Below are 25,951 nucleotides of genomic sequence, written 5' to 3'. Positions count from 1 at the left end.
TAAGCTACGGTCCGTCTGATGAGCGTGGGGGCCCAGAGGACTTCGGAGGAGACCGTATGTACGACGATGGCCCGTGGGGGGTCCCGGGTTATACCGAGATTCGTGAGCTTGGCGCCGGATCAGCCGGGCGGGTCGTGCTGGCCCGGCGGGACCACGACGGCGTGGAGGTGGCCGTCAAGTACCTCTCCGACGAGCTGCGGTCCGACGTCGGCTTCGTGGCCCGGTTCAGGCACGAGGCCCGGCTGCTGGGCACCATGCGCAGCCCGCACAACGCCCGCCTGATCGAATACGTCGAGGCCGGCGCGGGCGCGGCCATCGTCATGGAGCTCGTCAACGGGGTCTCGCTGCGCGAACTGCTCAGGTCGGAGGGCCCCACGGGCCCGGAGGCCGCGCTGCTGGTGCTCAAGGGCTCGTTACAAGGTCTGGCCGCGGCCCACGCGATCGGCGTCGTGCACCGCGACTTCAAGCCCGAGAACGTCATGGTCCAGGGCGACGGCTCCAGCAAGCTCGTCGACTTCGGCATCGCGGTCAGGAACGGCGAGGACGCGAGCGCCGCCGGCACCCCGCCCTACATGTCGCCCGAGCAGTGGTCGGGCGCCTCCGCCGCGCCCTCCACCGACGTCTACGCCGCCACCGTCGTCTTCTTCGAGTGCCTGACCGGCGCCCGCCCCTTCCGCTCGCCCAACCTCGCGGCGCTGGCCCGCCAGCACCAGAGCTCGCCGCCACCCATCGAGGAGGTCCCCGGGCCGCTGCGGAACCTGGTCGAGCGCGGCCTGGCCAAGAACCCCGTCGATCGCCCGTCGTCCGCCGAGGCGTTCCTGACGGAGCTCGAAGCGGTCGCGGCCAGGGCGTACGGGTCCGACTGGGAGGAGCGCGGCAAGCACCGCCTGGCCCGGCTGTCCGGCCTGCTGCTGATACTGTTCCCCAGCCCGCCGCCGGGTCCCGCGGAGGCGCAGACCTCGCTCGCCGAGAACCAGTTCGCCGAACCGGGCAAGGTGCTCGGCAAGCGCTCCACGAAGATCCTCATCGGCACCGCCTGCACCGGCCTGCTGATCGGCATCGCGCTCGTCCTGGTGAAGACGGCGTCCAGCGAGCCCGCCCTGCAGGCGCAGACCTCGCAGGTGACGCCCTCTGCCACGGAGCCGGCGCCGCCCGCCGCGTCCGAGGACGAGGAACCTTCCGAGGAGCCCACTCCGACGGTCGAGGAGACCACGCCGGAGCCGACGACCTCGACGAGTACCGCGCCGCCGCCCGTCACCACCCGCAGGCCGACGCCCACACCGACCCGGACGATCACCAGGACGCCGAAGCCCAGACCTTCGAAGACCGCCACCAGAACCGCCATCAAGACCGCGCCGCCGACCGAGTCGACCGAGCCCGAGATCACCAGGGATGTCGACGACCAGCCGGCGGTGGCCACGTCCGCCACTTCGAAGCCGCCCACGACCGCGCCCCCGACCGTCAGACCGACGCGTACTCTCAGCACCCCGGAGCCCAGTTCCGCGCCGCCGAGGACCCCTTCGGACGGTGCAAACAGCGGATAGACGGGCCCACCGTCGCCGGAGGGCGGCGCGGTCCTGGCGCGCGCGCTGGTGACGTCCGGCGCGCTTCCGGTCACACTTGCGGTAAAGCGCCTTATGGCGGACGACACCGGAGGAAGCGCTAGAAAGGCGTCGGGGGCAAACGGCGATGGAGCAAACGGCGATGGATAACCCGCGACACGGTATCGCCGGCTTCCGGCTCACCGAGAACACCTGGATCACCGAGCTGGGCAACTGGATCGACGCGATCTCACCCGACGGGCGCAGGGCCGGAGCCCTGCTGTTCGACTCGAAGATCATCGGACTGCCCGGCGTGCGTGAGCGCGTCGTGGCGACGGTGCTGACCGACCAGCGGCTCGTCCTGGCCGGGCTGACCGGGCTGATCCCCGTCGCCGACGTCGTGGCGGCGGGCGACCAGGTCTGGCTGCTCACCGCGCAGGCCGTCAGCCCGACGCTGTCGGACCTGCTGGCCGCCGGGCCGATCGACGCGAGCGGCGCGGCGGCCGTACTGGCGGAGACGGCGCAGACCCTCCTCGCGCTGCACGCGGCCGGGGTCACCCACGGTTCCGTGCATCCGGGCACCGTGGTCATCACCGCCGAAGGCGCGGCGCTGCTGTCGGAACGCGGCCTGTCCGACGCCATCCGCGGGCAGATCTCCCTGCCGGAGCGGGACGCGGCGGCGTGGGCGTCGCTGGCGCGGGGGCTGGCCGCCTCGGTCACGCGGAGCGCCCCGCGGGCGGCGGCCCTCTTCGAGCGGGCCGCGGTCATCGCGACCACCCACGGCCTGGGCGCCGCCAAGTCCGTCGTGCTCTCCGAGCCCGCGGCGCTGCCGGGCGGGGCGATCAAGCACGACCGGCTGGCGCAGGCGGCCCGCGGCAGGTCGGCGTTCGCGCATCCGCCCGTGGAGGCGCAGCCGCCGCTCGACGAGGGTGACATCGTCACGTTGCTCGCCGTCCCCAATCCTCATCAGGCGCCGGTGCACTTCGGGCCGGGAGTGAGCACGCAGGCGCCGCAGGCCGGCACCACGGCGGAACGGATCTGGCGGGAGGGCCGGGAGCAGGTCGGAACGGTCCAGCACGGCGCCGGCAGGCCGTCCAGGGCGGCACGGGCGAGGCGGTGGCGAACCATCCTCGCGGCGATAGTGTTCGCGATCGTCATGGGCGGGGCGATCTTCGCCTGGCTCAGGCTGAGCGCCTCCCCGGACCTGGCGATCACGTCGATCGACGTCGTGGCGCCGAAGAAGACGCAGGGCTGCAACAGCGCCGTCGTCGTCACAGGCAAGATCGTCACGAACGGTGAGGCCGGCGAGATCACCTACGAGTGGCGCAAGAACCTGGACAAGGAGATCGTCAAGCAGACACTCCAGACGACCTCCGGCCAGACCGCCTACAACGTGCCACTCCGGTGGACGCTCAAGGGCAAGAGCACCGTCAAGGCCACGGCCACCCTCCGGGTGCTGTCTCCCGGACCCCTCAGGACGGACAAAGCGAGCTTCACGTATAAGTGCTGATGCCGAGCCAGCAATGCATATCAAAGCTGTTGTTACTACGCTGACGAACATGACCACGCAGACCCCCGCGGGCTGGTACCCCGACCCGTACGGATCGCCCCAACTCCGTTGGTGGGACGGCGGCCAGTGGACGGACGCCACCCACCCGCTGGAGCAGGGGACGCCAGCGCAACAGCAACCGCCTTCCGGACCGCAGCAGCAGCAGTCGAATCCCGACTGGTCCGCCACGCCGGCGAACCCGACGCAGCAGTTCGGCCAGCCGACATACGGGCAGTCCGCTTATGGGCAACCCGCGTACGGGCCGTCCGCCCAGAGCCAGCCGGCGTATGCGCAGCCCACCCAGGAGCAGCCGGCGTTCGGCCAGCCCTCTTACAGCCCGCCCGGCCAGAATCGATGGGGTGACACCCCACTGCCCGGACCCGGTTACGGTCCGCCGCCGAAGGAGAGCAACCCGTTGCCGTGGGTGTTCGGCGGGCTGGCGGCGCTCGTGGTGGTCGGCCTGATCGTGGTGGCCGGCATCTTCTTCGTGAACCGCAACGCCGACACCCTCGCCGCGCCCCCGACGCCCAGTGAGACGGAGCAGTCGCCGGAGCAGGGCCAGACCACCCAGCCGCCGTCGCAGGCCCCGGCAGAGCTGCCACAGCCGCAGGACGGCCGTATCTCCGACCCGCAGGCGGGCCTGTCCTTCCAGGTGCCCGAAGGCTGGAAGGTGCCCGAGTCCAGCTCCATCAACGGCTCCGACCCGCGCCAGCAGGCCTGGTCGAGCGGCGTGGAGGCGATCTCACAGGAGAAGTACAACGGCAAGGACAACTGGAACGGCAACGTCTTCAGCGGTCTGCTCAATCCGCTCTACCCCTACACGGGGACGGAGGGGCTGAGCAACACGGCCAAGGCGGTGTTCGTGAACTTCGCCGAGTACTACCCGATCACACACACCAACAAGATCGTCCAGGACAAGGCGCTCAAGATAGGCGGCAAGGACGCCTGGGTCCTCCAGTTCCAGCTCGACTTCTCGAAGGAGTCGAAGGCCAAAGGTTACAAGTGGAACAAGGAAAACGGCGCGATCGTCTTGATGGATCGCGGCCAGGGCCAGCCTCCAGCCCTCCTATACACGTCAGTTCCGGACAATCTGGGCACCGACGTGGTCAACCAGGTCCTCAGCTCGCTCAAGCCCGCATAACTGGTGGCACTAGGCTGATGGGGTATTCAGGCGGGCGGATGACTCCGAGCCGCTTGGGCGAGGAGATCGAATGAGTGACTTGCTGGTCTGGATCGACTGCGAGATGACCGGGCTCGACCTGGGTCGCGATGCGCTCGTCGAGGTGGCGTGCATCATCACCGACAGCGAGCTCAATCAGCTGGACGAGGGCGTCGACGTGGTCATCAAACCGCCGCCCGAGTCGCTGGAGCAGATGTCGCAGGTGGTCCGCGAGATGCACACCGCCTCGGGCCTGCTGCCCGAGATGGCGGGCGGGGTGACGCTGGCGGAGGCGGAGTCGCTCGTGCTCGACTACATCCGCCGCCACATCCCCGAGCCGAAGAAGGCGCCGCTCTGCGGCAACTCCATCAGCACCGACCGCACGTTCATCTCGCGCGACATGCCCGCGGTCGACGGCTATCTGCACTACCGGATGATCGACGTGTCATCGATCAAGGAGCTGGTCCGCCGCTGGTACCCCCGGGTCTACTTCGCGGCCCCGGAGAAGCAGGGCGGACACCGCGCGCTGGCCGACATCACGGAGAGCATCAGGGAGCTCCGCTACTACCGGGCGGCCATCTTCGTCGGCCAGCCGGGGCCTGATTCGGCCACCGCCAGAGCGGTGGCCGAGCGTGTCACCGGCTAATTGAGTGGCGTAAAGACTCCCGAAGACCGCTACACTTTTCCTGTGCCGCCACCTCGGCGGTTCATGGTGGGTGTAGCTCAGCTGGTAGAGCGCCAGGTTGTGGTCCTGGATGTCGAGGGTTCAAGTCCCTTCACTCACCCCATGCACGCGGCCGGTCCTTTGGGACCGGCCGTTTGTCGTTTTCTACGGCAACGTCCCCAAAACATGACATTGCGAGTTATGCTCGCTGTCTACCGCTTACGCCGGATGCGCGGGGGCCTCGGCGATCTGACCGTCTGCGCGCCCCCGGAGGCCGGATGAGAGTCGAAGACGCAGCGTTCGATAGCGTGTTCACGTCCTTGAGCAAGCGCGAAACCGAGGTCATGGATCTGATCGCGACCGGGCAGTCGAATGGGCAGATCGCGCAACGACTGTTTCTCAGCGAGAAAACGGTCAAGAACCACGTCAACCGCATCTACGCCAAACTCGGCGTCGACTCGCGCGTCACCGCGATCGGCCTCTGGCAGTCGCGTCCGCCGTCTTGAGCGCAGCGTCCTGAGCTCGGTGTCATGATTGCGGCTTTTTGAGCGCGGTGTCCTGATCGCGGCGAACCTCCGCACGCGCCAGGCCTCTCGTGTGCCGTACCTCTTGCGGGCCAGCTCTCCGCGTGCCGGGCCACCTCGCGGGCTGGACGCTCTCTCGGGCCGGATCTCTGGCGCGCAGGATCTCCGCGTGGCGGGCCTTCGGACGGGCCGGAGATTCGTGCGTGCGTTGCAGTCCTTTCTCTTACGGCCGGCATGGGGCACCCCCACCCGCCACACGGGGCTGGGCTCTCTCCAGGGGGACGCTCCTCCGGTGGAGGTGGTCGGGCGCCGTTACGAGACGGTGAGACCGTCTCGGGGGCATTCGTGAGCCCGTGTCATTCCCTGCGGGGAATCGTGCTCCGTCACGCGCGTGGGCTAGAAAGGGAGGCGTGGAACGATTCGCGAGCGAGCTGCGACGATGGCGTAGCAACCGGCGGGTGAGCCAGCTCGAGCTCGCCAACCGGGCCGGCACCACCCAACGCCATCTGAGCTTCATGGAGCGCGGCCGATCCCGCCCCGGGCGGGCCATCGTCGTACGCCTGGCCGAGTCGCTCGACCTGTCGCTCCGCGAACGCAACGGCCTGCTGCTGGCGGCCGGTTACGCCCCCCTGTTCCCCGAGTCAGGTCTGGACGACGCCATGCTGCGCCCGGTACGCGAGGCTCTGGACAGCATCCTCGACGGCCACCTGCCGTACCCGGCGGTCGTGGTGCGGCCCTACGGCGAGCTGGTGGCGGCCAACGCGGCCTTCGAGGTGCTCACCGAGGGAGTCGCGGCCGAGCTGCTCGAGCCGCCGATCAACGTGTTGCGGCTCGCCCTGCACCCCAAGGGCATGGCTCCTCGGGTCGTCAACCTCGCGGACTGGGGCCGGCACATCACCGAGAGCCTGCGGGCCGACCTCCTCCGCAGCCAGGATCCGCGGCTCGACGCGTTCATCACCGAGCTGGAGTCCTACGTGCCCGAGGCGGTGCCGGGGAACGACCATCTGGGGTTCGCGGTGCCGCTGCGGTTGCGTACCGGCGATGCCGAGCTGCGGCTGCTGACCACGCTCACCTCGTTCGCCACCGCGGTGGACGTCACGCTGGCCGAGCTCAAGCTGGAGGCCTTCCTGCCCGCCGACGCCGCCACCGCGGCATTCCTCCAGTCCCGTCACCACCGCGACTGATGCTGGGACGGATCACCCCGGCCCGGTGAGATGGGCTTCGGCGCATTTGCGGAAGGTCGCGACAAGGCGGCTGCGGTCGTCGGCTCGAGTGGCCAGCACGACGTGGCTGGGCTCGACGCCCTCCAGAGGGATCATGGTGAGGTCGGGGCGCACGTTGCCGACGCGGGCGGTGGCCGGGAGGATGACGACAGCCTGCCCGCTGGCGACGAGTTCGACTTTGTCCTCGCCCGTCTCCATGAGGGGGCCGTCGGGTGCCGGGCTTCCGTCGGGGCGAGGGTCGGCGCGCCAGAAGGCGTTCCAGACCGGGTCGAGCGCCCGGGGCATCGGCTCGTCGGCGATGTCGTCGAGGGTGACCGACGCCTTGCCCGCCAGGCGGTGCTCCACGGGCACCAGCAGCGCCCGGGGTTCGTCGTAGAGGACCGTGACGTGCAGCTCTTCGGTGGGGAACGGCAGCCGGGTCACCACCGCGTCCACCCGGTGGTCGAGGAGCGCAGCGCGTGGTTCGTCCCAGGCCAGGTGAATGATCCGCACCTCGGCGCCGGGATGCCGGTGGCGCAGCTCGCGCACCGCCGGGGTGAGGACGAGGTTGCCGATGTAGCCGATCGCGATCCGGCTGGTCTGGGCGGCGCCCCGGGTCCGCGCCACGGCTCGGGTGGCGGAGCGCAGCAGCGTGAGGGCGAGCGGGAGGAAGACCTCTCCGGCGTCGGTGAGCCGGCTGCCCTGGGGGGTGCGGTCCAGCAGGCGGGCGCCAACCTGCTGTTCGAGACGGGCGATCTGCCGGCTCAACGAGGACTGGGTGAGATGGAGGGCGGCGGCGGCACGACCGAAGTGCCGGTGCTCGGCGACCGTGGTGAACGAGCGCACCAGCCGCAGATCCAGGTCCACCGGAGGCGGGACCACCGTGGTCGACGCGGCCCGCCGGGCGTTGGGGCCGGTCGGCCTGACGCTGCCGGTCTCGTTCACCGACGCCCTGTCCATCGACCTGCAGCGCGAGGCCGTCGAGCGGCTGGAACGCGCCGGCTACCACGCCGTCTGGACCAACGAGGTCATCGGCGGAAAGGACGCCCTTGTGCAGTTGGCCGTGCTGCTGGCCGCCACACGGCGGATGGTGTTCGGCAGCCCGCTGGCCACGATGCGCGACTACCGCGAGCGGATGGACAGCCCGACCTCGCCACCCGCACCCGACGTGGCCTATCCCCGGATCATCGCCGCGAACGGCCCGAAGATGCTCGCGTTGGCCGGCGAGATCGCCGATGGGGCGCTGCCCGCCGGGGGGCCGCCCGAGTTCACCGCGCAGGCCCGGCAGGTACTCGGCCCGGACAAACTGCTGGTCGTCGGGCTCTCCGTGGTCCCGGGCGCCGACCGCGACCGGACGCGGGCTCTCGCACGGGAGCAGGTGTCGGGCAGCCTCCGCCTGACCTGGGTCGCGGCCGCCCTGGCCCGGCTCGGCTACTCGGAGCAGGAGATCGCCAAGGTGAGTGACCGGCTGGTGGACGCGATCATCGCCCATGGCGACCCTGCCGACATCGCCGCCAAGGTACGCGAGCACCTGGCCGCCGGCGCGGATCATGTGACGCTCATGCAGCCGATCGGCACCGACTTCGCGGCCGGCGTGGACCAACTGGAGTGGCTCGCCCCGGCACTGCCGCCCTTCGGGCACCCGGCTTAGGGCGTTGGTGTCGTCCTACGGCCGGAGGCACGGACGTAGTACAGCAGGTAGGGCAGGTCGCCCTCGGCCTCCACCTCGAACCCGGCGTCCGGGATCATGGTGCCGAGCAGGTCACGCGGGTCATGCCGCATGGCAGGGCCGGACAGCGCGCCGACCAGGTGCCGGGCCAGGCGGTTGGCCGGCGGCCGGAACTCCGCGATGAGCAGCCGCCCACCCGGCCGTAGCACCCGGAACATCTGCCGCAGCGCCTCGGGGCGGGCCCCGGCGGGTATGTGGTGCACGGCCAGGCTGGAGATGACCAGGTCGAACGAGCCGTCCGGGAACGGCATGTCCTGCCCCTCGCCGACGACGTAGGCGCAGTTGGCCGGGGCGTGCCGGGTGGCGTACTCGATCATCGCGGTGGACGGGTCCAGGCCGGTGACATGGCCGCCGGGCATGACCACCGGGGCCAGAATCCGGCTCAGATAACCGGTGCCGCAGCCGACGTCCAAGACCCGATCCCCGGCCCGCGGCCGTGCCGCGGCGGCCACGCGGGTGAAGGCGGCGCGACGGCCGCCAAGAAACGCGATCGAGCCGAAGACCTCATAGGCCCGCGGGCGATCGATGATGCCGCCCGCGTCGGCGCGCTCCTCATGGTGGTGCAGCAGCTTCCCCAGCCCCATGGCATGACCTCCCGAATTCCGAACAAGCTGTTCGGTTATGAATGATGCGTTCATACTGTGGGAGGGTCAACAAGCAGATCGGCCGCGCTGTGCCGTACTGAACAGGGAGCGGGAAATTGTCCGGAGACCGGCGAGTGCGGCGTACGCGGCGGCTGATCCAGGAGGCGCTGGTGGCGCTGATCCTGGAGAAGGGCTATGAGGCGGTGACCGTCACCGACATCATCGACCGGGCGGACGTGGGCCGCTCCACGTTCTACTCCCATTTCACCGACAAGGAGGCCGTGCTGCTCAGCAACATCGACGAGCTTGCTTTCCTGCGTCCCGCGCCGACCGGCGGGCAGGGGGAGCTGTTCGGGTTCAGCCTGCCGATGTTCGAGCACGTCCGCGAGCAGGAGCGGTTGGTGAGGGCGCTGCTGGGGCGGCGAGGCGGCGGGCCGGTGCACATGCGTGGGGAGCAGCTGCTGGCCGATCTCGTCAGGGACGAGCTTGTCGCCGCCGGCGCGCGGGCGTCGGCCGCGCTCGACCTGCTGGTGGTCTGCGTGGTCGGCGCGTTCATGGGACTGCTGCGCGCGTGGGTGGACGGCGAGGCCACCGCCTCGCCCGCCGAACTCGACGCCGCTTTCCGCACGGCCGTCGAACCCGGAGTACGTGCCGTACTGGGTCAGCCGTAACCGACCTCCCAGGCGCGAGAGCGACCCGACAGAACGCGCGCCCGTACCGCCCGCCGACGAGCCGAACACGGGCGACGGGGTGCCGGTCGATCGCCGTTCCGCGTCGTAGCCGTCGCCGCCGGGCAGGTACACAGCGCCGGTGAAGATGTGCGCGTGTCGTCAGCGGAGGGCCGCCGAGATGGCCATGAGGCCGTGGTCGAGGTCGGATTCGGGGATGTTGAGCGCGGGCCTGAGCCGTACCGAGCGCGGGCCGCAGGCCAGGACCAGCACGCCCGCCTCGTCCCGCAGCCGCGCGACCAGCGCGTCGCGCGCGGCCCTGTCGGGCAGGTCGAACGCGCACATCAAGCCGCGGCCCCGGGGGTTGGAGACCAGGTGCGGGTGCTCCACCTGCAGTTTGGTGAGGCGCTCGACGAGGAGCGTGCCGAGGGTGGCGGCGCGCGGGATGAGGCCGTCGCGTTCGACGATCTCCAGGATGCCGCGTGAGCGGACCATGTCCACCAGGCCGCCGCCCCAGGTCGAGTTGATCCGGCCGCTGACCTGGAAGACGTTGTCGGGGACCAGGTCCACGCGGCGGCCGGCCATGATGCCGCCCACCTGGACCTTCTTCGCGAAGGCCACGATGTCCGGCGCCAGGCCGAGCTGCTGGTAGGCCCAGGCGGTGCCCGTCGTGCCGCCGCCCGTCTGCACCTCGTCCAGGATGAACAGCGCGTCGTACTCGTGACACAGATGCTGCATGGCCTGCAGGAACTCCGGGCGCATGTGGTTGTCGCCGCCCTCGCCCTGGATGGGCTCGGCGATGAAGCAGGCGATGTCGTGCGGGTTCGCCTCGAAGGCGGCCCGTGCCTGGGCGAGCGCGTGCTGCTCGGCGGCCTCGACCTGTCCGAGGTGTATGGCGGGTACGTCGATGCGCGGCCAGCGGAACTGGGGGAAACGGTCGGTCTTGCCCGGTTCGGTATTGGTCAGGCTCAAGGTGTAGCCGGTGCGGCCGTGAAATGCCTTGGTCAGGTGCATGACCTGGGTGCCGAGGTCGCGGGACCGGCCCGCCGCCTCGTTGCGGCGGCTCTTCCAGTCGAAGGCGGTCTTGAGCGCATTCTCGACGGCCAGTGCACCACCCTCGACGAAGAACAGGTGGGGCAGCTCGGGGTCGCCGAGGACACGGGTGAAGGTGTCGACGAAGTCCGCGAGGTGTGCGGTGTACATGTCGGGATTGGCGGGCTTGTTGCGGGCGACCTCGCCAAGGAGCCGGACGAACTCCGGCTCGAAGGGCGGGTTCACGCCGAGGGGCGCGCTCGCGAAGAACGTGTAGAAGTCCAGGTATCGGCGGCCGTTTCGGGCGTCGACGAGCCAGGAGCCTTGGCTGCGCTCCAGATCGAGCACAAGCCGGTAACCGTCGACGAGCAGATGGCGGGCAAGGCGGTCGTGTACGTCCATGTCTCCTCCACGTTGAACCAGACATGGCATACATTTCCCTGTCCAAGCCCGATATATGCGAAAAATTTCCGGGCTTCAGGCCGTAGGCGCAAGCTTCTTCACTTCGAACGACAGCACGATCATCGCGATGCCGTACAGGATGGCGAAGATCCCGACCAGCCAGGCCAGGGTGAGCAACCCCGCGCCGGGCTGGACGAGCAGCAGGACGCCGAAGATGACGGAAAGGATGCCACCGATGATGAGCATCCATTCGTTCTCGATCACCTTGCGCATCTGGATGCCCGCGAAGACCTCCGACACCCCACTGATGATCGCCCAGAAGGCGATCACGAAGAGCAGGGCCAGCACCGTTTTGCCCGGCCAGACGAACGCTATGATCCCCGCCAGGATCCCGATGATTCCGGAGATGATGAGCCAGGCACGAGACTGAGCCCCGTGCCTGAAGGCGGCGAACACCGAGAAGATCCCGCTGACGATCGCGTACGCGCCGAAGAAGATCACGAGCACGAGCAGCGTCTTCCCTGGCCAGATCAACGCCAGGATGCCGAAGATCACCGCCAAAATGCCGCGAATGAGGACGAGCCACCAGGTACTTGCGATTTGCTCCATACTGGTCTGATCTCCCGATCGATCACGAAAGCAGACCACCGCGCGGTCAAAAGTCGGTAACCCGCCACCAACCGTTCCGTGCCGTCCGGGCGAAATCAGCTACCTGAGCAGCCTTTATCCATCATTGCTGCTGAACCCTGCCGCGCACCAGGGCTCCTACACGTGGGAGTAGACCACGATCGACACCGCGATGTACTGCACCACGTAGGCGGCCACCGTGAACGCGTGGAACACCTCGTGGTAGCCGAACCAGCCGGGTGACGGATCCGGGCGGCGCAGCCCGTACACGATGGCTCCGGCGGTGTAGAAGGCGCCGCCGACGGCGACCAGCACGACGGCCACCACGCCCGCGCCGTCGAGCAACTGCGGCATCACGAAGATCGCGGTCCAGCCGAGCGCCAGATAGAGGAGCGTGTAGAGCCAGCGCGGCGCACTCATCCAGAACACCCGGAAGAGCACCCCGGACAGCGCGCCGCCCCAGATGACCGCCAGGACGGCCACGCGGGCGGCCCCGTCGAGCGCGAGCAGCGCGAAGGGTGTGTAGGTGCCGGCGATGATCAGGTAGATGTTCGCGTGGTCGAAGCGGCGCAGCACCTCGGCCAGGCGCGGGCCGAGCGTGCCACGGTGGTAGGTGGCCGAGATGCCGAAGAGCAGGCCCGAGGTGATCGCGTAGATCGCGGACGCGAGACGGGCCTGCAGTGTGGGACCGAGCGCCACGAGCGCGAACCCGGCGACCAGCGTCACGGGCAACGCTCCTGTGTGCAACCAGCCTCTCAGCCTCGGCTTCGCGGAGATCGTCGTCATATAACCTACGGTACCGTAGGTTATGGTGAATCTCTCAACGCGGTCTACCGGAGGTCATAACCCGTTGAGGAAGCGGGCCGCGACCGGCAGCGCGGCGCTCCGGCCCGAGCCGCCGTCCCGTACGAAGACGCTGAAGGCCAGGTCGTCGCGGTAACCGATGAACCAGCCGTGCTCCCGCGCCGCCTCTCCCGTCCCCGCCTCGGCCGTCCCCGTCTTGCCGGACACGCCGGCCGGAAGCCCGGCGGCAGCGGCCGTACCGTGGTCGACGACGGCGGCCATCATGTCGCGCAGCGCCGTGACCGTTCCCTCGTCGAGTTCGACCGGCTTGGCGGGCGGGCCGTCGATCCGTTCCACGGCGGCCTTCGACAGGATGCGCGGCACGCGCAGTGAGCCGCTCTCGACCGCCGCCGCGACCATCGCCATGCACAGCGGGGTCGCCTCGACCGAGCCCTGGCCGAAGGAGTCGGCCGCCAGCTCGTCCACGCTGTCGGGCGGATCCATCCGACCGCAGTGGCCGCCCAGGCCCGTGGCCAGCTTGGCGCCGTTGAACCCCCATTTCGCGGCGGTCTCGACCAGGCTGTCAGCTGATAATCGGTCGACGGCCTCGCGCACGAACGTGGTGTTGCAGGAGTACGCGAACGCGTCGGCGAACGTCACGCTACCGTGCCCCTGCTCGCCCGCGTTCTTGACCGTCCTGGAGTTCGGGATCGTGTACGTTCCGGGGCAGTCCACCTCCGCCGCCGGATCCAGGCCCGCCTCCAGCAGCGCCGCCGCCGTGACCGTCTTGAACGTGGACCCGGGCGGGAAGAAGTCGCGGAACGCGCTGTAGTTGTCCTCCAGCCGGTCGGCCACCGCGAGCACCTCGCCGGTGCTGGGCCGTATCGCGACGATCGACGCGTTCCGCACCCCGTCGAGCGCCCGCGCGGCCGCCGCCTGCACCGAGCGCGACAGCGTGGTGCGCTCCAGGCTCACCTTGGGCTCGACGGTCTTGAGCCGCCGTGCCTGCTGTCCCGGCAGCGCCGACTCCAGCGCCCATCCCTGTCCCACCTCGTCGAACTCCGGCTTGAGCTCGGCGAGGTAGGACTCGGCGTAGCTGTCGTTGGGGATCTTCTCCCCCTCACTGGTCACCAGTTGGACCGCCGGCCCGTCGAACTCGGTCAGCCGCACCGTGCCGCCGTCCTTGAGCAGGGGGTCCAGCGTCTCCGGCGCCCAGAGCACTTTCCAGGTCCTGTCGCGTACGGCCAGCCGCAACGTGCTGCTGAACGGCCACGCCCCGAACTCGCTCAAGATCCTGCTCCCGGTGAACGGCACCTCGGCCGCCGTCTCCCCAGTGCCCTTCACGGCCCCGGGAAGCAACTGGATGTCCTCGACGTGCAGGTCCTCCGAGAACGACCGGTGCCGGGCGATGAAGTCCGCCGGCGGCTGGTAGACCAGGGCCGCCATGCCCTGCAGGTCCCCCCGCTTCCACGCCGCGAAGTAGGCGGCCGAGGTCTGCGCGGCGCTGCCCTTGACCCTCGTGGACACCACCATCGCGAAGGCACCTGCGCCGACTACCGCAACAACGGCGATAAACAGCACAATCAGCCTTCGTCGTCGCATACGGTTTACTCCCAGGAGGGGATCAGCGTGGCACGAGGACAGCGGGAGCCGATGCCCGGCCTCTACCCGGTGACGTTCGGCGAGATAGAACTGCTCCGGGACTTGGACAGGCAGGACGGCTGGGTGCTGTCCAAGGATGGCGTACCTCAGTCGTACGTTGACTTACAAGACCCTACTTATCTGGAATTCGAGTACGTACGTCTCATGGCAGACGTCATCGACCTTCTTCCGGAAGGCGCGCTCGCCTGCGTTCACGTGGGCGGCGGGGCGTGCACGATCCCGCGTTACGTCGCGGCCACCCGGCCCGGTTCCCGGCACATCGTCCTCGAACCCGACGGGCTGCTGGTCAACCTGATCCGCGAGCAGCTCGACCTGCGGTCCGTGCCACGGCTGAAGGTGATCGTGCAGGGCGGCCGCGAGGGCACCGCCAAGGTCTGGGACGACTCGGCCGACCTGCTGGTCCTCGACGCCTTCTCCGGCGCCACCATGCCGGTCGAGCTGGCCACGACGGAGTACATGGGCGACATCGCCAGAGTGCTGCGCCCGTCGGGCACGCTGCTGATCAACATGGCCGACGGCAAGGGGCTGGCCTTCGCCAGGCGGCTCGTGGCGACGGTCCAGGGCACGTTCCGGCACGTCGCGCTGCTGGCCGAGCCGGGCGTCATGCGCGGGCGCCGCTTCGGCAACCTCATCGTCGCCGCCTCGCGGGCGGAGCTGCCGATCGACCTGCTGACCCGCCGCGCGGCCGGTGGCCTCACCCAGGCCAGGTGCGTGCACGGGGAGGCACTGACGAACTTCGTCGCGGGCGCCTCTCCGATCAAGGACGGCGACGCGGTGCTGGCCCCGGTGCCGCCCCCCGCCGTCTTCGGCTGAGCCCCGCGCTGCCGTCTTCGGCTGAGCCCCGCGCTCGGTCGACCGCAACTCCGCGGATGCGAGGACGACGGCTCACCGGGTGCGGTATGTAGGACGGGGCCGGTTGGCCGGGGGGCATGTGTTCCACCGAGTCCGGGCCCGAGCCTGAGTCCGAGTCGAAGGAGCTGCCATGTTCTCCCCGTCGAAACCGGCCCTTGCCGTCGCGGCGACCGCCATGACCATGTCACTCACCGCGTGCGCGGGAGTGACCGCTACGAACGTCGCCACCACGAGGCCGCTCACGGTGTCTCTCGCGGGCTCCTTCGATTGGAACGTTCCACGATCGCTTCCGGCGCCCACCGCGCCGCCCGTGGAGATTCCCGGCACGCCCGTCGGACAGCAGTTGCGCTGGCTGCTCGACGCCCCCGCCAGGGCGCCGCTCGGACAGGCCGAGCTGGCCGAGCACCTCGCCCCGGCGTTTCTGGAGCAGGTTCCGGCGGCCAAGTTCAACGAGACCCTGGCCTCGCTGCGCGGGATCCGGCTGGAGAGGATCCTCGGCGCCGCGCCCACCGCTCTGATCGCCCACGTGGTGGTCGGCGCCCAGACGCTCAAACTGACGCTCTCGGTGGACGCCACCGGAAAGATCAACTCCGCGCTGTTCACCGTACCGGCGCCTCCTCAGCCCTCGCCCACGAGCTGGGACGAGCTCGACCGGCGGGCGCGCAAGGCGGCGCCCCAGGTGGGCTTCCTCGCCGCCGAGGTGAAGTCCGACGGCACCTGCCGCCCGGCCCACGCCATCGCCGGTGGCGTGGCGCGCCCGCTCGGCTCGATGTTCAAGCTGTACGTCCTGGGAGCCGTCGCCAAGAAGATCGAGCAGGGCAGGTTCTCCTGGGACACCCCGATGACGATCAAACCCGAGCTGAAGAGCCTGCCGAGCGGCCGGCTCCAGGACCGTCCCGACAACAGCCAGGTGCCGGTGCTGGAGGCGGCCAAGCTGATGATCGCCATCAGCGACAACACGGGCGCGGACCTGCTGCTCCACCAGGCCGGCCGGACGTCGGTCGAGCACACCGTACGGTCCTGGCACGGCCAGGTGAAGCGGAACACCCCGTTCCTGAACACCAGGGAGCTGTTCGTGCTCAAGGGCGCCGACTATCCGCGGCACGCCAAGGAGTACCTGTCACGCGACACGGCCGGGCGGCGGGCCTACCTGTCGGAGGTCGTCGACAAGCTCCCGCTGTCCAGCGTCATCCCGTGGGCCGCGCCGCGCGAGCTGGACTCGGTGGAGTGGTTCGGCTCCCCCGCCGACATCTGCCGCGCCTACGCGGAGCTGGCGAAGAGTCGTGACAAGCGGATCGGCGAGGTGATGTCGCAGAACACCGGCGGGATCAAGCTGCCCGCCGAGGAGTGGCCGACGGTCTGGTACAAGGGCGGCTCCGAACCCGGTGTGCTCAACCTGAGCTACCTGGCCCGCACGCCGTCCGGACGCACCTTCGTGGTCACGGCCATGGCCTCCGACCCGTCCGCAGCTCTCAACGAGGACCAGGTCTACGAGGAGCTCGTCGCGCTGGCGCGGGGCGCGTTCACGCTGCTCAAGACGTCCTGATCCGGCCCTGCGGCCGTGGCGGATCCACCGCCGGCCGCAGCCGGCTGTGATCACGTCGCAGGCTCCCCGCGATCCACCACCGGCTCCCCGCGATTCACCGCCGGCCCTTGCCGGTCGGCGGTCACGTCGTCGAATGCGCGGGAGGGGCGGGTCGTGGAATAGTTGAAATCTCAACTTGGTTGAGCAGAGCAGATTCCGCCGAAGGGAGCCCGACATGCCCGCCGTCACCGTAGAGAACCCGCTCACCCTGCCGCGCCTGCCAGAGCCGGTCGCCGGGGCGCAGGCCCGCAAGGTGCTCGCGGTCGAGACCGCGCCGAGCGGCTTCGAGGGTGAGGGCTTCCCGGTCCGCCGCGCCCTGGCCGCGATCAAGCCGGAGTACCTCGACCCGTTCGTGATGATGGATCAGATGGGAGAGGTCGATTACGCGGCCGGCGAGCCCAAGGGCACCCCGTGGCACCCGCATCGCGGCTTCGAGACCGTCACCTACATGATCGACGGCGTGATGGAGCACCTCGACTCCAACGGGGGCGGTGGCACGATCACGAACGGTGACACCCAGTGGATGACCGCCGGCTCCGGCATCCTGCACAAGGAAGCGCCGCCGGAGTGGCTGGTGCAGAAGGGCGGCCTGTTCCACGGCATCCAGCTATGGGTGAACCTACCGGGCGCCAAGAAGATGATCGCGCCGAAATATCAGGACATCGGAAGCTCCAGCGTCGCGCTGCTCAGCAGCCACGACGGCGGCGCCCTGGTCCGCCTCATCGCGGGCGACCTGGCCGGGAACGCCGGGCCTGGCAGCACCCAGACGCCCATCACCCTGCTGCACGCCACGATCAGCCCGGGCGCGCGGCTGACGATGCCATGGCGCAGCGACTTCAACGCGCTCGCCTACGTCCTGTCGGGACGTGGCACGGTCGGCGCCGACCGGCGTCCGCTGGCCAGCGGCCAACTGGCCGTGTTCGACGGCTTCGGCGACCGTCCCGGCCTGGCTGCGACGGGCGAGACGATCACTCTGTCGGCGAAGGACACGATGGAGGTCATCGTCCTGGGCGGCCAGCCGATCGGCGAGCCGGTGGCCCATTACGGTCCGTTCGTCATGAACACCCGCGCCGAGCTGGTCCAGGCTTTCGAGGACTATCAGGCAGGACGACTGGGATCCATTCCCGCCGCCTGATTGTTCGGCAGTGGAAATAGCAGCATAACGATGGGCCGCCGTAATTCACGGCGGCCCATCGTGCTGAATGGGCAATTCCATTACGGGCGGACTACTGTTTTCTCGGCCCCGCAGTAGCCGAATTTCACGCTCACGCAGGCCCACAGTTCGATCTTGCCATGCGACATGTGCCTGGTCGTCCACTCGACGCAGTCCTGGTTCTTGTACGCGTTGACGTACTGGTAGGGGTGCTCTTGGTACCTGACCTTGGCCATGGCGTAACGGTGGTGGGTACTGCGGTCGCAGACGATGATCTTGTTGTGGCACACATTCCCATGCCTATCGGTCAGATATGCACTGGGACTCGTCTGGACGGTCGCCGAAGCGGCAGTGGTGCCCACGGTGGCGGGCACGAGTCCGGCGATGGCGGTGACGGATAGCAGCTTTCTCGCCATGCCACCTGCCGTTTGCATTTCAGTAGGAAAGACGACGACATTCGCGGCAAAGTTCATGAAAAGTCCAAGCCGGTTTTCGCCGCGCCGTTGACGGCTGGCCCCATGATCAACAGCCCGGCCCGCCCAAGAGCCCGCGATCCGCGGCTCCGCTCGGTCGACAAGTCGTGAAGTACGTACTAATGTACCGACTCATTATGAAGGACGTACATAAATCAGAGTTCGACAGTGATCCAGACGGAAACCTCTTCGATCCCAAGACCAGGGCCGCCATGCGGCAGTTCACCGGCGGAGGCGACACCGCCACGTTGGAGGCCGCGGCCGCCGTCCGCACCGCCTTCCACGCCATCGAACGTATGCGCGCCCATGGCAGCCAAGGCAGGGGGTTGAGCTCTGGGGCGATGGACCTGCTGATGCGGCTCGGCGCCTCCGACGACGACGGGGTGAGCATTGGGGATCTGGCCCAGTCCGCCGGTGTCAGCTCGCGGAACGTGACCGGGTTGGTCGACACGCTGGAGCGGGAGGGGCTGGTGCGGCGGGTCCCTGACCAGCGGGATCGGCGTTCCGTGCTGGCCCAGATCACCGCCGAGGGACGGGAATGGATCAAGGCGTTCAGCGAGCCGTCGCAGCGGGCGATGGCGGCGATGTTCCGGGATTTCACCGCCGACGAGCTGACCCGGTTCCGGCACCTCTGCCTCCGGGTGGCCGACAACCAGCACCGGCTCGCACAGTACTTGGAAGATGCCTCTTGAGCAGCGAAAGCCAGGCGCGTGACGACCTGCACGACGAGAGCCTGACGCGTGATGCCGTGCAGAGCGAGAATCGGGCGCAGGGCGAACTGCAGGGCGAAAGTCTGACGCATGACGAGCGGCGGACGCGTGACGTCGTGCGGGGTTACCACGAGGCGCGGTTCCGGGGCGATGTGAGCACCGCCGCCGCCCTAATCGGTGACGGGTTCAGCTTCCGGAGCCCGCTCATGACCTCTGACGACGCCGCCGGCCACCTGGCCGGGATCGTCGGCTTCGTCCAGGTGGTCACCGGGGTCGACCTGATCAGCAAGCTGTACGGCGAGTCGGAGGCCACGCTCGTCTACGACGTCCACACCGCCACGCCGGTGGGCACCCAGCGCACCGCCGAGCACTTCAAGCTCGTCGACGGCCGGATCGTCTCGATCCTGCTGATCTTCGACGCCACGCCGTGGCAGCCGATGAGGCAACTGATGGGCTGAGCCGACGGCTTGTGCGTGGTCAGCTGCCCCGCAGCCAACTGTGCGCGGCCGGCCACGGGTGGTCAGATACGGGTGGTCAGGTGGACGGCAGGGCGGCGGCGGTCTGGCGCCAGATCTTGCCGTCCCTGATCACCAGCGTGCCGAACGTGGTCACCTTGTTGCCGGCGATGGTCATGAGAGCGCTGTAGAAGACGACGTCGTCCACCACCTGGAGCGACGTGACCTCAACCACCTCCGGCTTGGCGGCCATATAGCCGGTGAACAGCTCGCGGATCTCGACGGGCCCCCTTGCCACACGGTCGAAGCGGACGACCATGGCGTCGTCGTGATACTGCGCCAGCAGGGCCTCCAGGTCTCGGTCCGCGATCGCGGCCAGCTGGCGGTCGAACAGGTCCATGAGGGTCATGCCTCTCCTCCGGGCAGGGGCCGGCGAAGGTCGTAGGCGACCTGCGCCGCGCCGTACAAGAGAATCAAGGGAAGCGCCAGCGCGGCCGGGAGCGCGGACGTGACAAGCGTGAGCGCGCCGCCCGCCAGGCGGACGCCGGCGGCGAGCCGGTCGCCGGAGCACAGGTGCTGGAGCCCGAGGGTGACGAACACCACTGCGGCGGGTACGCCGACGGCCCAGCCCGTGCCCGGATGCGCGATCGCGTGCTCGATCCCGATGCCGAACGCGACCAACCCCAGCGACAGCGGCAGATGGGAGTAGACCCAGACCTGCCCCGCCATCTGCGTACGCAGCACCACGGACTCGTCGATGTGGCCGAAGTACAGCCACCAGAAGGCCATGGCGATCGCGATGCCCGCGAGGGCGATCAGCAGCGTGGCCGGTGTGACCGCGTGCCCCTTCAACCCGACCACCACCGCGGCGACGACCTCGCCCAGCACGATCACCACGAAGAGCCCGAACCGCTCGGGCAAATGCTCACTCTGCGGCGGCAACGCGCCCTGGTGGCGCCGCGCCAGCAGCGGCGTGGCGAGATCGATCACCATGGCGACGCCCCACAGCACATAGCGCTGTGGCGGCTCGACGGCCAGCGACGCCACCCAGATGACCGCCGACACCGTGAATCCGGCCACATAACGGCTGGTCAGCGGCCGTCCTTCGGGCACGTGCCGCCCCGCCCGCAGGTAGGCCACGATGAGCAGGACCCGCACGGCCACGTAGGAGAGCGCGAACAACGCGGACCGCTCCCCGATTTCGCCCACGCTCGCGGCCATCGTCCCGATGGCCAGGATTTGGGGGAGTACGAGCAGGCGATGACTCACGTCGTCGGTGTCGAACCGATTCGCGTAGAACACATATCCCGCCCAGGCCCACCAGACGGGAACGAACAACCCGATGAACGCCAGGACCTGCCCGACCTCGGTCCCTTCGGCCAGCACATCGGCCAACTCGGCCACGGCCACGACGAACACCAGGTCATACAGCAGCTCCAGCCAGGTGGCCCGCCGCTGCACCCCCTCGAACAGCCGTAACCGAGGCGGCTGCCAGCTCCTACCCACCCGTACCTCCCACGTGTAATCGTGTAATTATGCCGCCCTGGAGGTCTGCTGTGTACGGGTTAACGGGCCCGGTTGGGGATGGGGAACGCGGTGGCGGCATGGCGAGGATCACCGACCGCGCTCGGGCTGGACGAAATGGCCAAGCCACTTCCCGCGGATGACTCCGAGATCGGCCCACGAACGGCGACGCTATCGTCCCGCGAACCGCCCCGCAGAACCGGCCTGCGGAACCGGCCTGCGAACAGCCGTGGAAGCGGCCTACGAAGTGTCGCGGAAGAGGCCTGCGAACTGTCGCGGGAAGCGGCCTGCGAACAGCCGCGGCATCGGCCTGCGAATGGCCACGGGATCGGCCAAGAGTGCGCACGTCACGGCGCCCAGCCACGTGAACCGGAGGAGCGTGCCCCTGGAGGGAGCCCGGCCACGTGGGGCGGGTGGGGCTGGCCCATGCCGGCCGTAAAAGAAAACCGCTCTTCAAACGAACGCGCAGGTGGAACAGCGAGCCGAAAAACAAAAAGACGTCAGCTGAGGGTGAGGCAGGCGACACGCGGCGCGGGCGGGGCGGTCGGGGCGGTGGCGGAGGCGTGGAGGACCAGGGATCGGGGCAGGGTGCCCGTCAGCGGCCAGTCGTGGTGGGCGGTGGCGCGCCCGGCGCCGGAGTCGTCCGTCTTCAGGTCCAGCCATACCTCGCTGGAGGCATCAGCCCGACCGGCTATGTGCTGGAAGTGCGCGCCCGCGTCACCGGGACGGGTCCCGCAGGGCGCGACGTGGAGGTGGGCGCCATACCGATGGTCGGGCAGCAGCCCTTCCACCACCAGCGAGGTCACCGTCTTGCCGCCGGCGGACTCGGCGGTCAGGCTCGCCTGGGCACCCTTGGGCACCAACTTGCGGTTGTAGACGATGGCCGCCGTGGCGTGCCGCTTGAACTCCCCCGCGCCCGTGAGCGAGGTGGGCGCCGAGACGACGCCGGGGCTGGCGCTGTGGGCGGCATCCTTGTCGGCCGCTGGATCGGACGGGCTCTGCGCGCAGCCCGCGACCACGAGGACCAGCATCAACGCCGACACGCGCGCCCTCAGCCGACCGGGCCCACGCACGGTGCCGCCCAGATCGACGGACCTACCTTCGACGAAGCCGGGGTATCCGGCGCGTAGCCGCCGGTCGGGAACGGCGGATGCACGTACGGTGCCGCCCAGGTCGGTGGACCCCTCTTCGACGACGAAGCCGGGGTATCCGGGGCGCGGCGACCGGCCGGATGCGGGCATCCTCGGTGCGGTGGCGGGTGTGGGCAGGCGCATGGGAACCCCCGAAAGCGGTGACGAGCCTGGGCCAGGCTCACGGGGCCACCACTCTAGCGAGTAACCGACTAGCTACGCACCGTGTTTGGCGGCGATCGCGTCGATCAGGCCGGCCAGGATGAAGTCGTTCTCCGTGAGGGCCCCTTTGTCGTGGGTGGTCAGCGCGAGGTGGAGCTTGCGCCACCGGATGTCGATGTCGGGATGGTGGTTCAGCTCTTCGGCCTGAACCGCGATCTCGTCGACGATCCGGATGGCCGTGGGGAAGTCGGGCGCGGCGATCGTGCGCCGGATCTCGTCGCCTTCTCTACGCCATTCGGGCAGGTCGTTGAGCTTGCTGTCGACGTCCATACGTTCACGTTACTTCAGCGTCCCCGCGCCGAGCCCGGACTGGATCTGGCGCTGGAAGATGATGTAGACGATCATCACGGGGATGATCGCCATGCTGAGGGCGGCGAACAGGCTGGGCCAGTCCGCCTCGTACCCGGCGATGGTGGAGATGTCGGCGATGCCCTGGGTGATGACCCACTTGTCCTTGTCGTCGGTGAGAAGGACCAGGGGCAGCAGGTACTGGTTCCACTGGCCGAGCACGTTGAAGACAGTGATGCTGATCAGGCCGGGCTTGGCCATGGGGAGCATGATCTGGAAGAACGTGCGCGTGTGGGAGGCCCCGTCGATCGCCGCCGCCTCGGCCACGGCGTCCGGCAACGTACGGAAAAATGCGGCCATGAAGAAGACCGTGAACGGCAGCGAGTACGCGATGTAGACCAGGATGAGCCCGACGTGGGAGTTCAGCAGGCCGAGCTGGAGGACCACGAAGAACAGCGGCCCCAGCGCCAGGAAGATCGGAAACGCCATTCCGGCCACAAAGAGGTAATAAATCACCTTATTGCCGAAAAACTGGTAGCGCGCCAGGACATACGCCGCCATCGAGCCGAACAGCATCGTCCCCAAAGTGCTGAAAAATACGACGATAACGGTGTTGAACATGTACTGCCCCACGTGGGCCTTGTCCCAGGCCCGCCCCCAGGCGTCGAGCCGCAACTGGCCGGGCAGTTGAAGCGCGTCCCCGAAGATCTCCGTGTTGTTCTTGAAGGACGCGAGGAACGTCCAGAGCAGCGGCAGGATGATCAGCAGCGCCCAGATGAAGAGCGCCACATGCGAAAGGCCGCCGAGCACACTGGGCCGCGGTCTGGCCGGACGAGGCATGGCCATGTCAGAGCTCGATCCTCTCCTGCCGCGTGGTGCGCAGGGTCAGCACCGCGAACGTCACGGTGAGAAAGAACAGCACGACCCCCATCGCCGAGGCGTAGCCGACCTTGGAATAGGTGAACGCGGTCTTCCAGATTTCCACCGGCAACACGGTCGTGGCCCCGTCGGGCTCTCCTTTGTCCCCGGCGAGCACCAGGATCAGCGCGAACCCGTCGAACGCCGCGATCCCCAAATACACCCAGCCCACCTGGATGGTGTCGCGCAGCAGCGGCAGCGTTATCGAGAAGAACAGCCGCACCCGGCCCGCTCCGTCGAGCGCCGCCGCCTCGAAGTAGTCCTTCGGGATGGCGGCCATTCCGGCCGAGAAGAGCACCACGTAGAATCCGACGGCCTGCCAGATCATCACCGCGATTATCGCCCAGAGGGCCAGGTTCGGTTCGATGAGCCAGCCGACGGGATCGAAACCCAGCTTGATCAACGCTCCGTTGATCACACCGCTCTCGTCGGGCCGGTAAACGGCCTTGAACAGCACTCCGACCACGGCCACGGCGAGCACCTGGGGGAAGAAGAACACCACCCGATAGAACTTCGACCCCCAGACGCCCTTCATTCCCGCGCCCCGCGATCCCCCGCCCAGGTTCAGCAGGAACGCGAAGAACAACGCGATGACGACCGTCACGAGCGGCAGCACGAGCAGCAGGATTCCGTGATTGCGCAGGGCCCGCCAGAAGACCTCGTCCCCGAACAGCCGGGTGAAGTTGTCGAACCCGACGTAGTGCAGCCTCGACTTGTAGCCGTTCCAGTCCGTCAGGGAGATCTGGAACGCCTGGATGTAGGGACTGATCACGAACACCGAGTAGAGCGCGACCGGAACGGCGAGAAACCCGGCGACGAACCCGTACTTGCGCAACCGCTGCATGGGTTACTGGCCTCGCGTCTGCTTGGAGACGGACGAGTCCTTCTTGATGGCGTCCGCCTTCTTCTGCATGTTCTGGCAGAACTTCTCGGGCGTGATGCGCCCGGCCATGACCACGTTGATCTGCTGGGTGCCGTAGTCGAACAGTTCCTTGTACCAGCCCTCGAAACGGGCGTCGGTGATGATGTTCTGCCCGGCGGTGTCCTGCGCCTTGGCCGCGCTCTTGAGGCCCGGAGTGAGGTCCAGCCCTTCGGCCGCGCCGTTGACCACGGTGAGGTTCAGCGTCTTCTCGGTGAAGCCTTTGGCGCCTTCCTTCGACAGCATGATGCGGAGATATTCCAGGCCGCCCTGCGGGTTCTTGCCTTTGGCGGAGACGAAGAAGTTCTCGCCGACGCCTACCTGGATGGCCCCGTACGGCATCTTGTCGGCGGCGGTGACGTCGGGAACCGGGGCGATGGCGTACTCGAAGTCCTTGGGCTTGTCCTTGGCCATCTCGTTCTCGATCCACGAGCCGACCGGGTAGAAGAGCAGCTTGTTCTGGAGCTGCTTGACCTGGGTCTGGGTGTGATCGAGGCCGAAGTACGCTTTGTCGCCATACAGCGTCTGGATCTCCACCCAGGCGGTCACCGACTGCTTCATCGGCTCGGCGTTCCAGGCGTTGTCGACCAGGTTGTCGATGTCGATGATGACCTGGTTGCCGCCGATCTTGGCGGCCGTGTAGAGGGCGTTCCAGAGCTGGTAGTACGGACCCTTCTGCCCGGGATAGGCGAACAGCAGGATGCCCTCCTGCTTCGCCGTCTCGCCGAGTGCCTTGAACTCCGCCCACGTCTTCGGGAGCGTCCACCCCTTGTCGGCGAAGAGCTTCGCGTTGTACCAGAGCGCGCGGTGGGAGACGGTGTAGTTCAGGACGAGGTTCTTGTCGTCGATCTTCGCGTTGTCCAGTACGGCCGGCGTCACGGTGTCGCGGACCTTCTTGGCCGGATCGTCGAGCGAAGGCGCGTCGAACAGCGCGGTCAGGTCGGCGAGCTGGCCCTCGGTGGCCATGGCGGCCAGGTCGAGCGCCTCGGGGCCCGAGTTGTTGACCACATCGGGCACGTCGCCGCTGACGAAGCGCGGGCGGAGCTGGGTGCCGATCTGCTGGGTCGCGTTGTGCTTGACCGTCGCTCCGGGGAACCGCTTCTTGTACATCTCCTCGTGCAGGTCTTTGGCGTACGCGTCGCCGTACCCGCCGCTGAAGATCGTGACCTCCAGCGGCTTCTTGGCGTCGACGCCGAACGGGTTCTTGGGGTCGGCGGAGACGCCGATCGAGCCGGTCGGCGTCGCGGTGGGCTCGTCGCCGGCGCCGCTGGTGGCGCAGGCGCTCAGCAGGCCCGCGCCGGGACCGGCGACGAACGCGGTCAGACCGATCCGGCGCAGCAGCTGACGACGAGTGATCTCTCCCGGGTGGGTCATGGGGGGCTCCTGAAGAGGACGGATTAGGAAAGTTTCCTAACCGTTTGCCCGAAGGTACGAACGGCCGCCCGCGCACGTCAAGGGGCGCAATCGAGACGTAACTTTTGCCGCGATCGTCCTACATGAAGGACAGTAGAGGGCAGCCGCCCAAACGGCCACCCATAGCCGTACCTGTACTCGTGCTCAGGGGCTTGCCCTCAGGGGCTCGCCTCGCTCATCTGC

Annotated in this window: 27 protein-coding genes and 1 tRNA gene; 14 read left to right on the top strand and 14 right to left on the bottom strand. The window is 68.5% G+C overall.

Annotated elements, in window-relative coordinates:
* Window positions 1–56: 56 nt before the first annotated feature.
* From AB0F17_RS15155 to AB0F17_RS15125, 7 genes are all read left to right on the top strand, one after another.
* Window positions 57–1,544 (top strand): serine/threonine-protein kinase, encoded by a 1,488-nt coding sequence (locus tag AB0F17_RS15155; protein ID WP_358022067.1) that lies wholly within the window; start codon window positions 57–59, stop codon window positions 1,542–1,544.
* A 160-nt stretch (window positions 1,545–1,704) separates the two neighbouring features.
* Entirely contained in the window at window positions 1,705–3,051 is a 1,347-nt protein-coding gene (locus tag AB0F17_RS15150) for a hypothetical protein (RefSeq protein ID WP_358022064.1), read from the top strand.
* Between the two features lie 49 nt (window positions 3,052–3,100).
* Window positions 3,101–4,231 carry a DUF2510 domain-containing protein gene (locus AB0F17_RS15145; protein WP_358022062.1) on the top strand — a complete coding sequence of 377 codons (1,131 nt, stop codon included), beginning with the start codon at window positions 3,101–3,103 and terminating at the stop codon, window positions 4,229–4,231.
* A gap of 70 nt (window positions 4,232–4,301) precedes the next feature.
* Window positions 4,302–4,895 carry an oligoribonuclease gene (gene orn, locus AB0F17_RS15140; protein ID WP_358022059.1) on the top strand — a complete coding sequence of 198 codons (594 nt, stop codon included), beginning with the start codon at window positions 4,302–4,304 and terminating at the stop codon, window positions 4,893–4,895.
* A 66-nt stretch (window positions 4,896–4,961) separates the two neighbouring features.
* Window positions 4,962–5,037: transfer RNA gene (locus AB0F17_RS15135), tRNA-His, on the top strand.
* 154 nt (window positions 5,038–5,191) lie between these two features.
* Window positions 5,192–5,419 carry a response regulator transcription factor gene (locus AB0F17_RS15130; RefSeq protein WP_214637173.1) on the top strand — a complete coding sequence of 76 codons (228 nt, stop codon included), beginning with the start codon at window positions 5,192–5,194 and terminating at the stop codon, window positions 5,417–5,419.
* A 428-nt stretch (window positions 5,420–5,847) separates the two neighbouring features.
* Window positions 5,848–6,621, top strand: coding sequence for a helix-turn-helix transcriptional regulator (locus tag AB0F17_RS15125; RefSeq protein WP_358022055.1), 774 nt, complete (start codon window positions 5,848–5,850; stop codon window positions 6,619–6,621).
* A gap of 12 nt (window positions 6,622–6,633) precedes the next feature.
* Here AB0F17_RS15125 and AB0F17_RS15120 read toward each other — a convergent pair whose 3' ends face one another.
* A complete protein-coding gene (locus AB0F17_RS15120) occupies window positions 6,634–7,506 on the bottom strand; it encodes a LysR substrate-binding domain-containing protein (protein WP_358022052.1) in 873 nt (290 codons plus the stop codon).
* 16 nt (window positions 7,507–7,522) lie between these two features.
* On the opposite strand from AB0F17_RS15120, the gene AB0F17_RS15115 reads away from it, so the two are divergent.
* On the top strand, window positions 7,523–8,290 hold the full coding sequence (locus AB0F17_RS15115) for an LLM class flavin-dependent oxidoreductase (RefSeq protein ID WP_358022049.1): 768 nt from the start codon (window positions 7,523–7,525) through the stop codon (window positions 8,288–8,290).
* Here the strand turns inward: AB0F17_RS15115 and AB0F17_RS15110 are convergent.
* Window positions 8,287–8,952 carry a class I SAM-dependent methyltransferase gene (locus tag AB0F17_RS15110; protein WP_358022046.1) on the bottom strand — a complete coding sequence of 222 codons (666 nt, stop codon included), beginning with the start codon at window positions 8,950–8,952 and terminating at the stop codon, window positions 8,287–8,289. The two genes, AB0F17_RS15115 and AB0F17_RS15110, sit on opposite strands and share 4 nt — an antisense overlap.
* A 116-nt stretch (window positions 8,953–9,068) precedes the next feature.
* On the opposite strand from AB0F17_RS15110, the gene AB0F17_RS15105 reads away from it, so the two are divergent.
* Window positions 9,069–9,623 carry a TetR/AcrR family transcriptional regulator gene (locus AB0F17_RS15105; protein ID WP_358022043.1) on the top strand — a complete coding sequence of 185 codons (555 nt, stop codon included), beginning with the start codon at window positions 9,069–9,071 and terminating at the stop codon, window positions 9,621–9,623.
* A 159-nt stretch (window positions 9,624–9,782) separates the two neighbouring features.
* On the opposite strand, the gene lat is transcribed toward AB0F17_RS15105, so the two are convergent.
* From lat to AB0F17_RS15085, 4 genes are all read right to left on the bottom strand, one after another.
* Window positions 9,783–11,054 (bottom strand): L-lysine 6-transaminase, encoded by a 1,272-nt coding sequence (lat, locus tag AB0F17_RS15100; protein ID WP_358022040.1) that lies wholly within the window; start codon window positions 11,052–11,054, stop codon window positions 9,783–9,785.
* A gap of 75 nt (window positions 11,055–11,129) precedes the next feature.
* On the bottom strand, window positions 11,130–11,663 hold the full coding sequence (locus tag AB0F17_RS15095; protein ID WP_358022037.1) for an HdeD family acid-resistance protein: 534 nt from the start codon (window positions 11,661–11,663) through the stop codon (window positions 11,130–11,132).
* A 156-nt stretch (window positions 11,664–11,819) separates the two neighbouring features.
* Window positions 11,820–12,467, bottom strand: coding sequence for a hemolysin III family protein (locus AB0F17_RS15090; protein ID WP_358022034.1), 648 nt, complete (start codon window positions 12,465–12,467; stop codon window positions 11,820–11,822).
* A gap of 54 nt (window positions 12,468–12,521) precedes the next feature.
* Window positions 12,522–13,997, bottom strand: a complete 1,476-nt coding sequence (locus AB0F17_RS15085) for a penicillin-binding transpeptidase domain-containing protein (RefSeq protein WP_358022031.1) — start codon at window positions 13,995–13,997, stop codon at window positions 12,522–12,524.
* A gap of 96 nt (window positions 13,998–14,093) precedes the next feature.
* Here AB0F17_RS15085 and AB0F17_RS15080 point away from each other — a divergent pair, with 96 nt between their 5' ends.
* The 3 genes from AB0F17_RS15080 to AB0F17_RS15070 all read left to right on the top strand — a co-directional run bounded on the left by AB0F17_RS15080 (window position 14,094) and on the right by AB0F17_RS15070 (window position 17,698).
* Complete coding sequence (locus AB0F17_RS15080; protein ID WP_358022028.1) at window positions 14,094–14,939, top strand: fused MFS/spermidine synthase; 846 nt, start codon at window positions 14,094–14,096, stop codon at window positions 14,937–14,939.
* Window positions 14,940–15,108: 169 nt separating this feature from the next.
* Window positions 15,109–16,524, top strand: a complete 1,416-nt coding sequence (locus tag AB0F17_RS15075; RefSeq protein WP_358022026.1) for a serine hydrolase — start codon at window positions 15,109–15,111, stop codon at window positions 16,522–16,524.
* Window positions 16,525–16,738: 214 nt separating this feature from the next.
* A complete protein-coding gene (locus AB0F17_RS15070; RefSeq protein WP_358022023.1) occupies window positions 16,739–17,698 on the top strand; it encodes a pirin family protein in 960 nt (319 codons plus the stop codon).
* An 80-nt stretch (window positions 17,699–17,778) separates the two neighbouring features.
* On the opposite strand, the gene AB0F17_RS15065 is transcribed toward AB0F17_RS15070, so the two are convergent.
* Entirely contained in the window at window positions 17,779–18,132 is a 354-nt protein-coding gene (locus AB0F17_RS15065) for a hypothetical protein (protein WP_358022020.1), read from the bottom strand.
* Between the two features lie 194 nt (window positions 18,133–18,326).
* Here AB0F17_RS15065 and AB0F17_RS15060 point away from each other — a divergent pair, with 194 nt between their 5' ends.
* A complete protein-coding gene (locus AB0F17_RS15060) occupies window positions 18,327–18,881 on the top strand; it encodes a MarR family transcriptional regulator (RefSeq protein ID WP_358022017.1) in 555 nt (184 codons plus the stop codon).
* Window positions 18,878–19,357: a hypothetical protein gene (locus tag AB0F17_RS15055; protein WP_358022014.1), complete on the top strand. Its 480-nt coding sequence runs from the start codon at window positions 18,878–18,880 to the stop codon at window positions 19,355–19,357. Before AB0F17_RS15060 ends, AB0F17_RS15055 begins: the two co-directional genes overlap by 4 nt.
* A gap of 76 nt (window positions 19,358–19,433) precedes the next feature.
* On the opposite strand, the gene AB0F17_RS15050 is transcribed toward AB0F17_RS15055, so the two are convergent.
* The 7 genes from AB0F17_RS15050 to ngcE all read right to left on the bottom strand — a co-directional run bounded on the left by AB0F17_RS15050 (window position 19,434) and on the right by ngcE (window position 25,729).
* A complete protein-coding gene (locus tag AB0F17_RS15050; protein ID WP_358022011.1) occupies window positions 19,434–19,763 on the bottom strand; it encodes a nuclear transport factor 2 family protein in 330 nt (109 codons plus the stop codon).
* A complete protein-coding gene (locus tag AB0F17_RS15045) occupies window positions 19,760–20,860 on the bottom strand; it encodes a low temperature requirement protein A (protein ID WP_358022008.1) in 1,101 nt (366 codons plus the stop codon). Before AB0F17_RS15045 ends, AB0F17_RS15050 begins: the two co-directional genes overlap by 4 nt.
* A gap of 518 nt (window positions 20,861–21,378) precedes the next feature.
* The gene (locus tag AB0F17_RS15040; protein ID WP_358022005.1) at window positions 21,379–22,152 is read right to left on the bottom strand and encodes a hypothetical protein; all 774 of its coding nucleotides are present in this window, start codon (window positions 22,150–22,152) and stop codon (window positions 21,379–21,381) included.
* Between the two features lie 72 nt (window positions 22,153–22,224).
* Window positions 22,225–22,500, bottom strand: coding sequence for a 4a-hydroxytetrahydrobiopterin dehydratase (locus tag AB0F17_RS15035; protein ID WP_358022002.1), 276 nt, complete (start codon window positions 22,498–22,500; stop codon window positions 22,225–22,227).
* 9 nt (window positions 22,501–22,509) lie between these two features.
* Complete coding sequence (locus AB0F17_RS15030; protein ID WP_358021999.1) at window positions 22,510–23,364, bottom strand: carbohydrate ABC transporter permease; 855 nt, start codon at window positions 23,362–23,364, stop codon at window positions 22,510–22,512.
* Between the two features lies 1 nt (window position 23,365).
* Window positions 23,366–24,280 (bottom strand): sugar ABC transporter permease, encoded by a 915-nt coding sequence (locus tag AB0F17_RS15025; RefSeq protein WP_358021995.1) that lies wholly within the window; start codon window positions 24,278–24,280, stop codon window positions 23,366–23,368.
* Between the two features lie 3 nt (window positions 24,281–24,283).
* Window positions 24,284–25,729 carry an N-acetylglucosamine/diacetylchitobiose ABC transporter substrate-binding protein gene (gene ngcE / locus AB0F17_RS15020; RefSeq protein ID WP_358021992.1) on the bottom strand — a complete coding sequence of 482 codons (1,446 nt, stop codon included), beginning with the start codon at window positions 25,727–25,729 and terminating at the stop codon, window positions 24,284–24,286.
* Between the last annotated feature and the right edge of the window lie 222 nt (window positions 25,730–25,951).

This window comes from Nonomuraea sp. NPDC026600 (assembly GCF_040638335.1).
Classification (GTDB): Bacteria; Actinomycetota; Actinomycetes; order Streptosporangiales; family Streptosporangiaceae; genus Nonomuraea.
The sequence above is the reverse complement of the archived record's forward strand: the minus strand, read 5'-3'. Positions and strand labels throughout refer to the sequence as shown.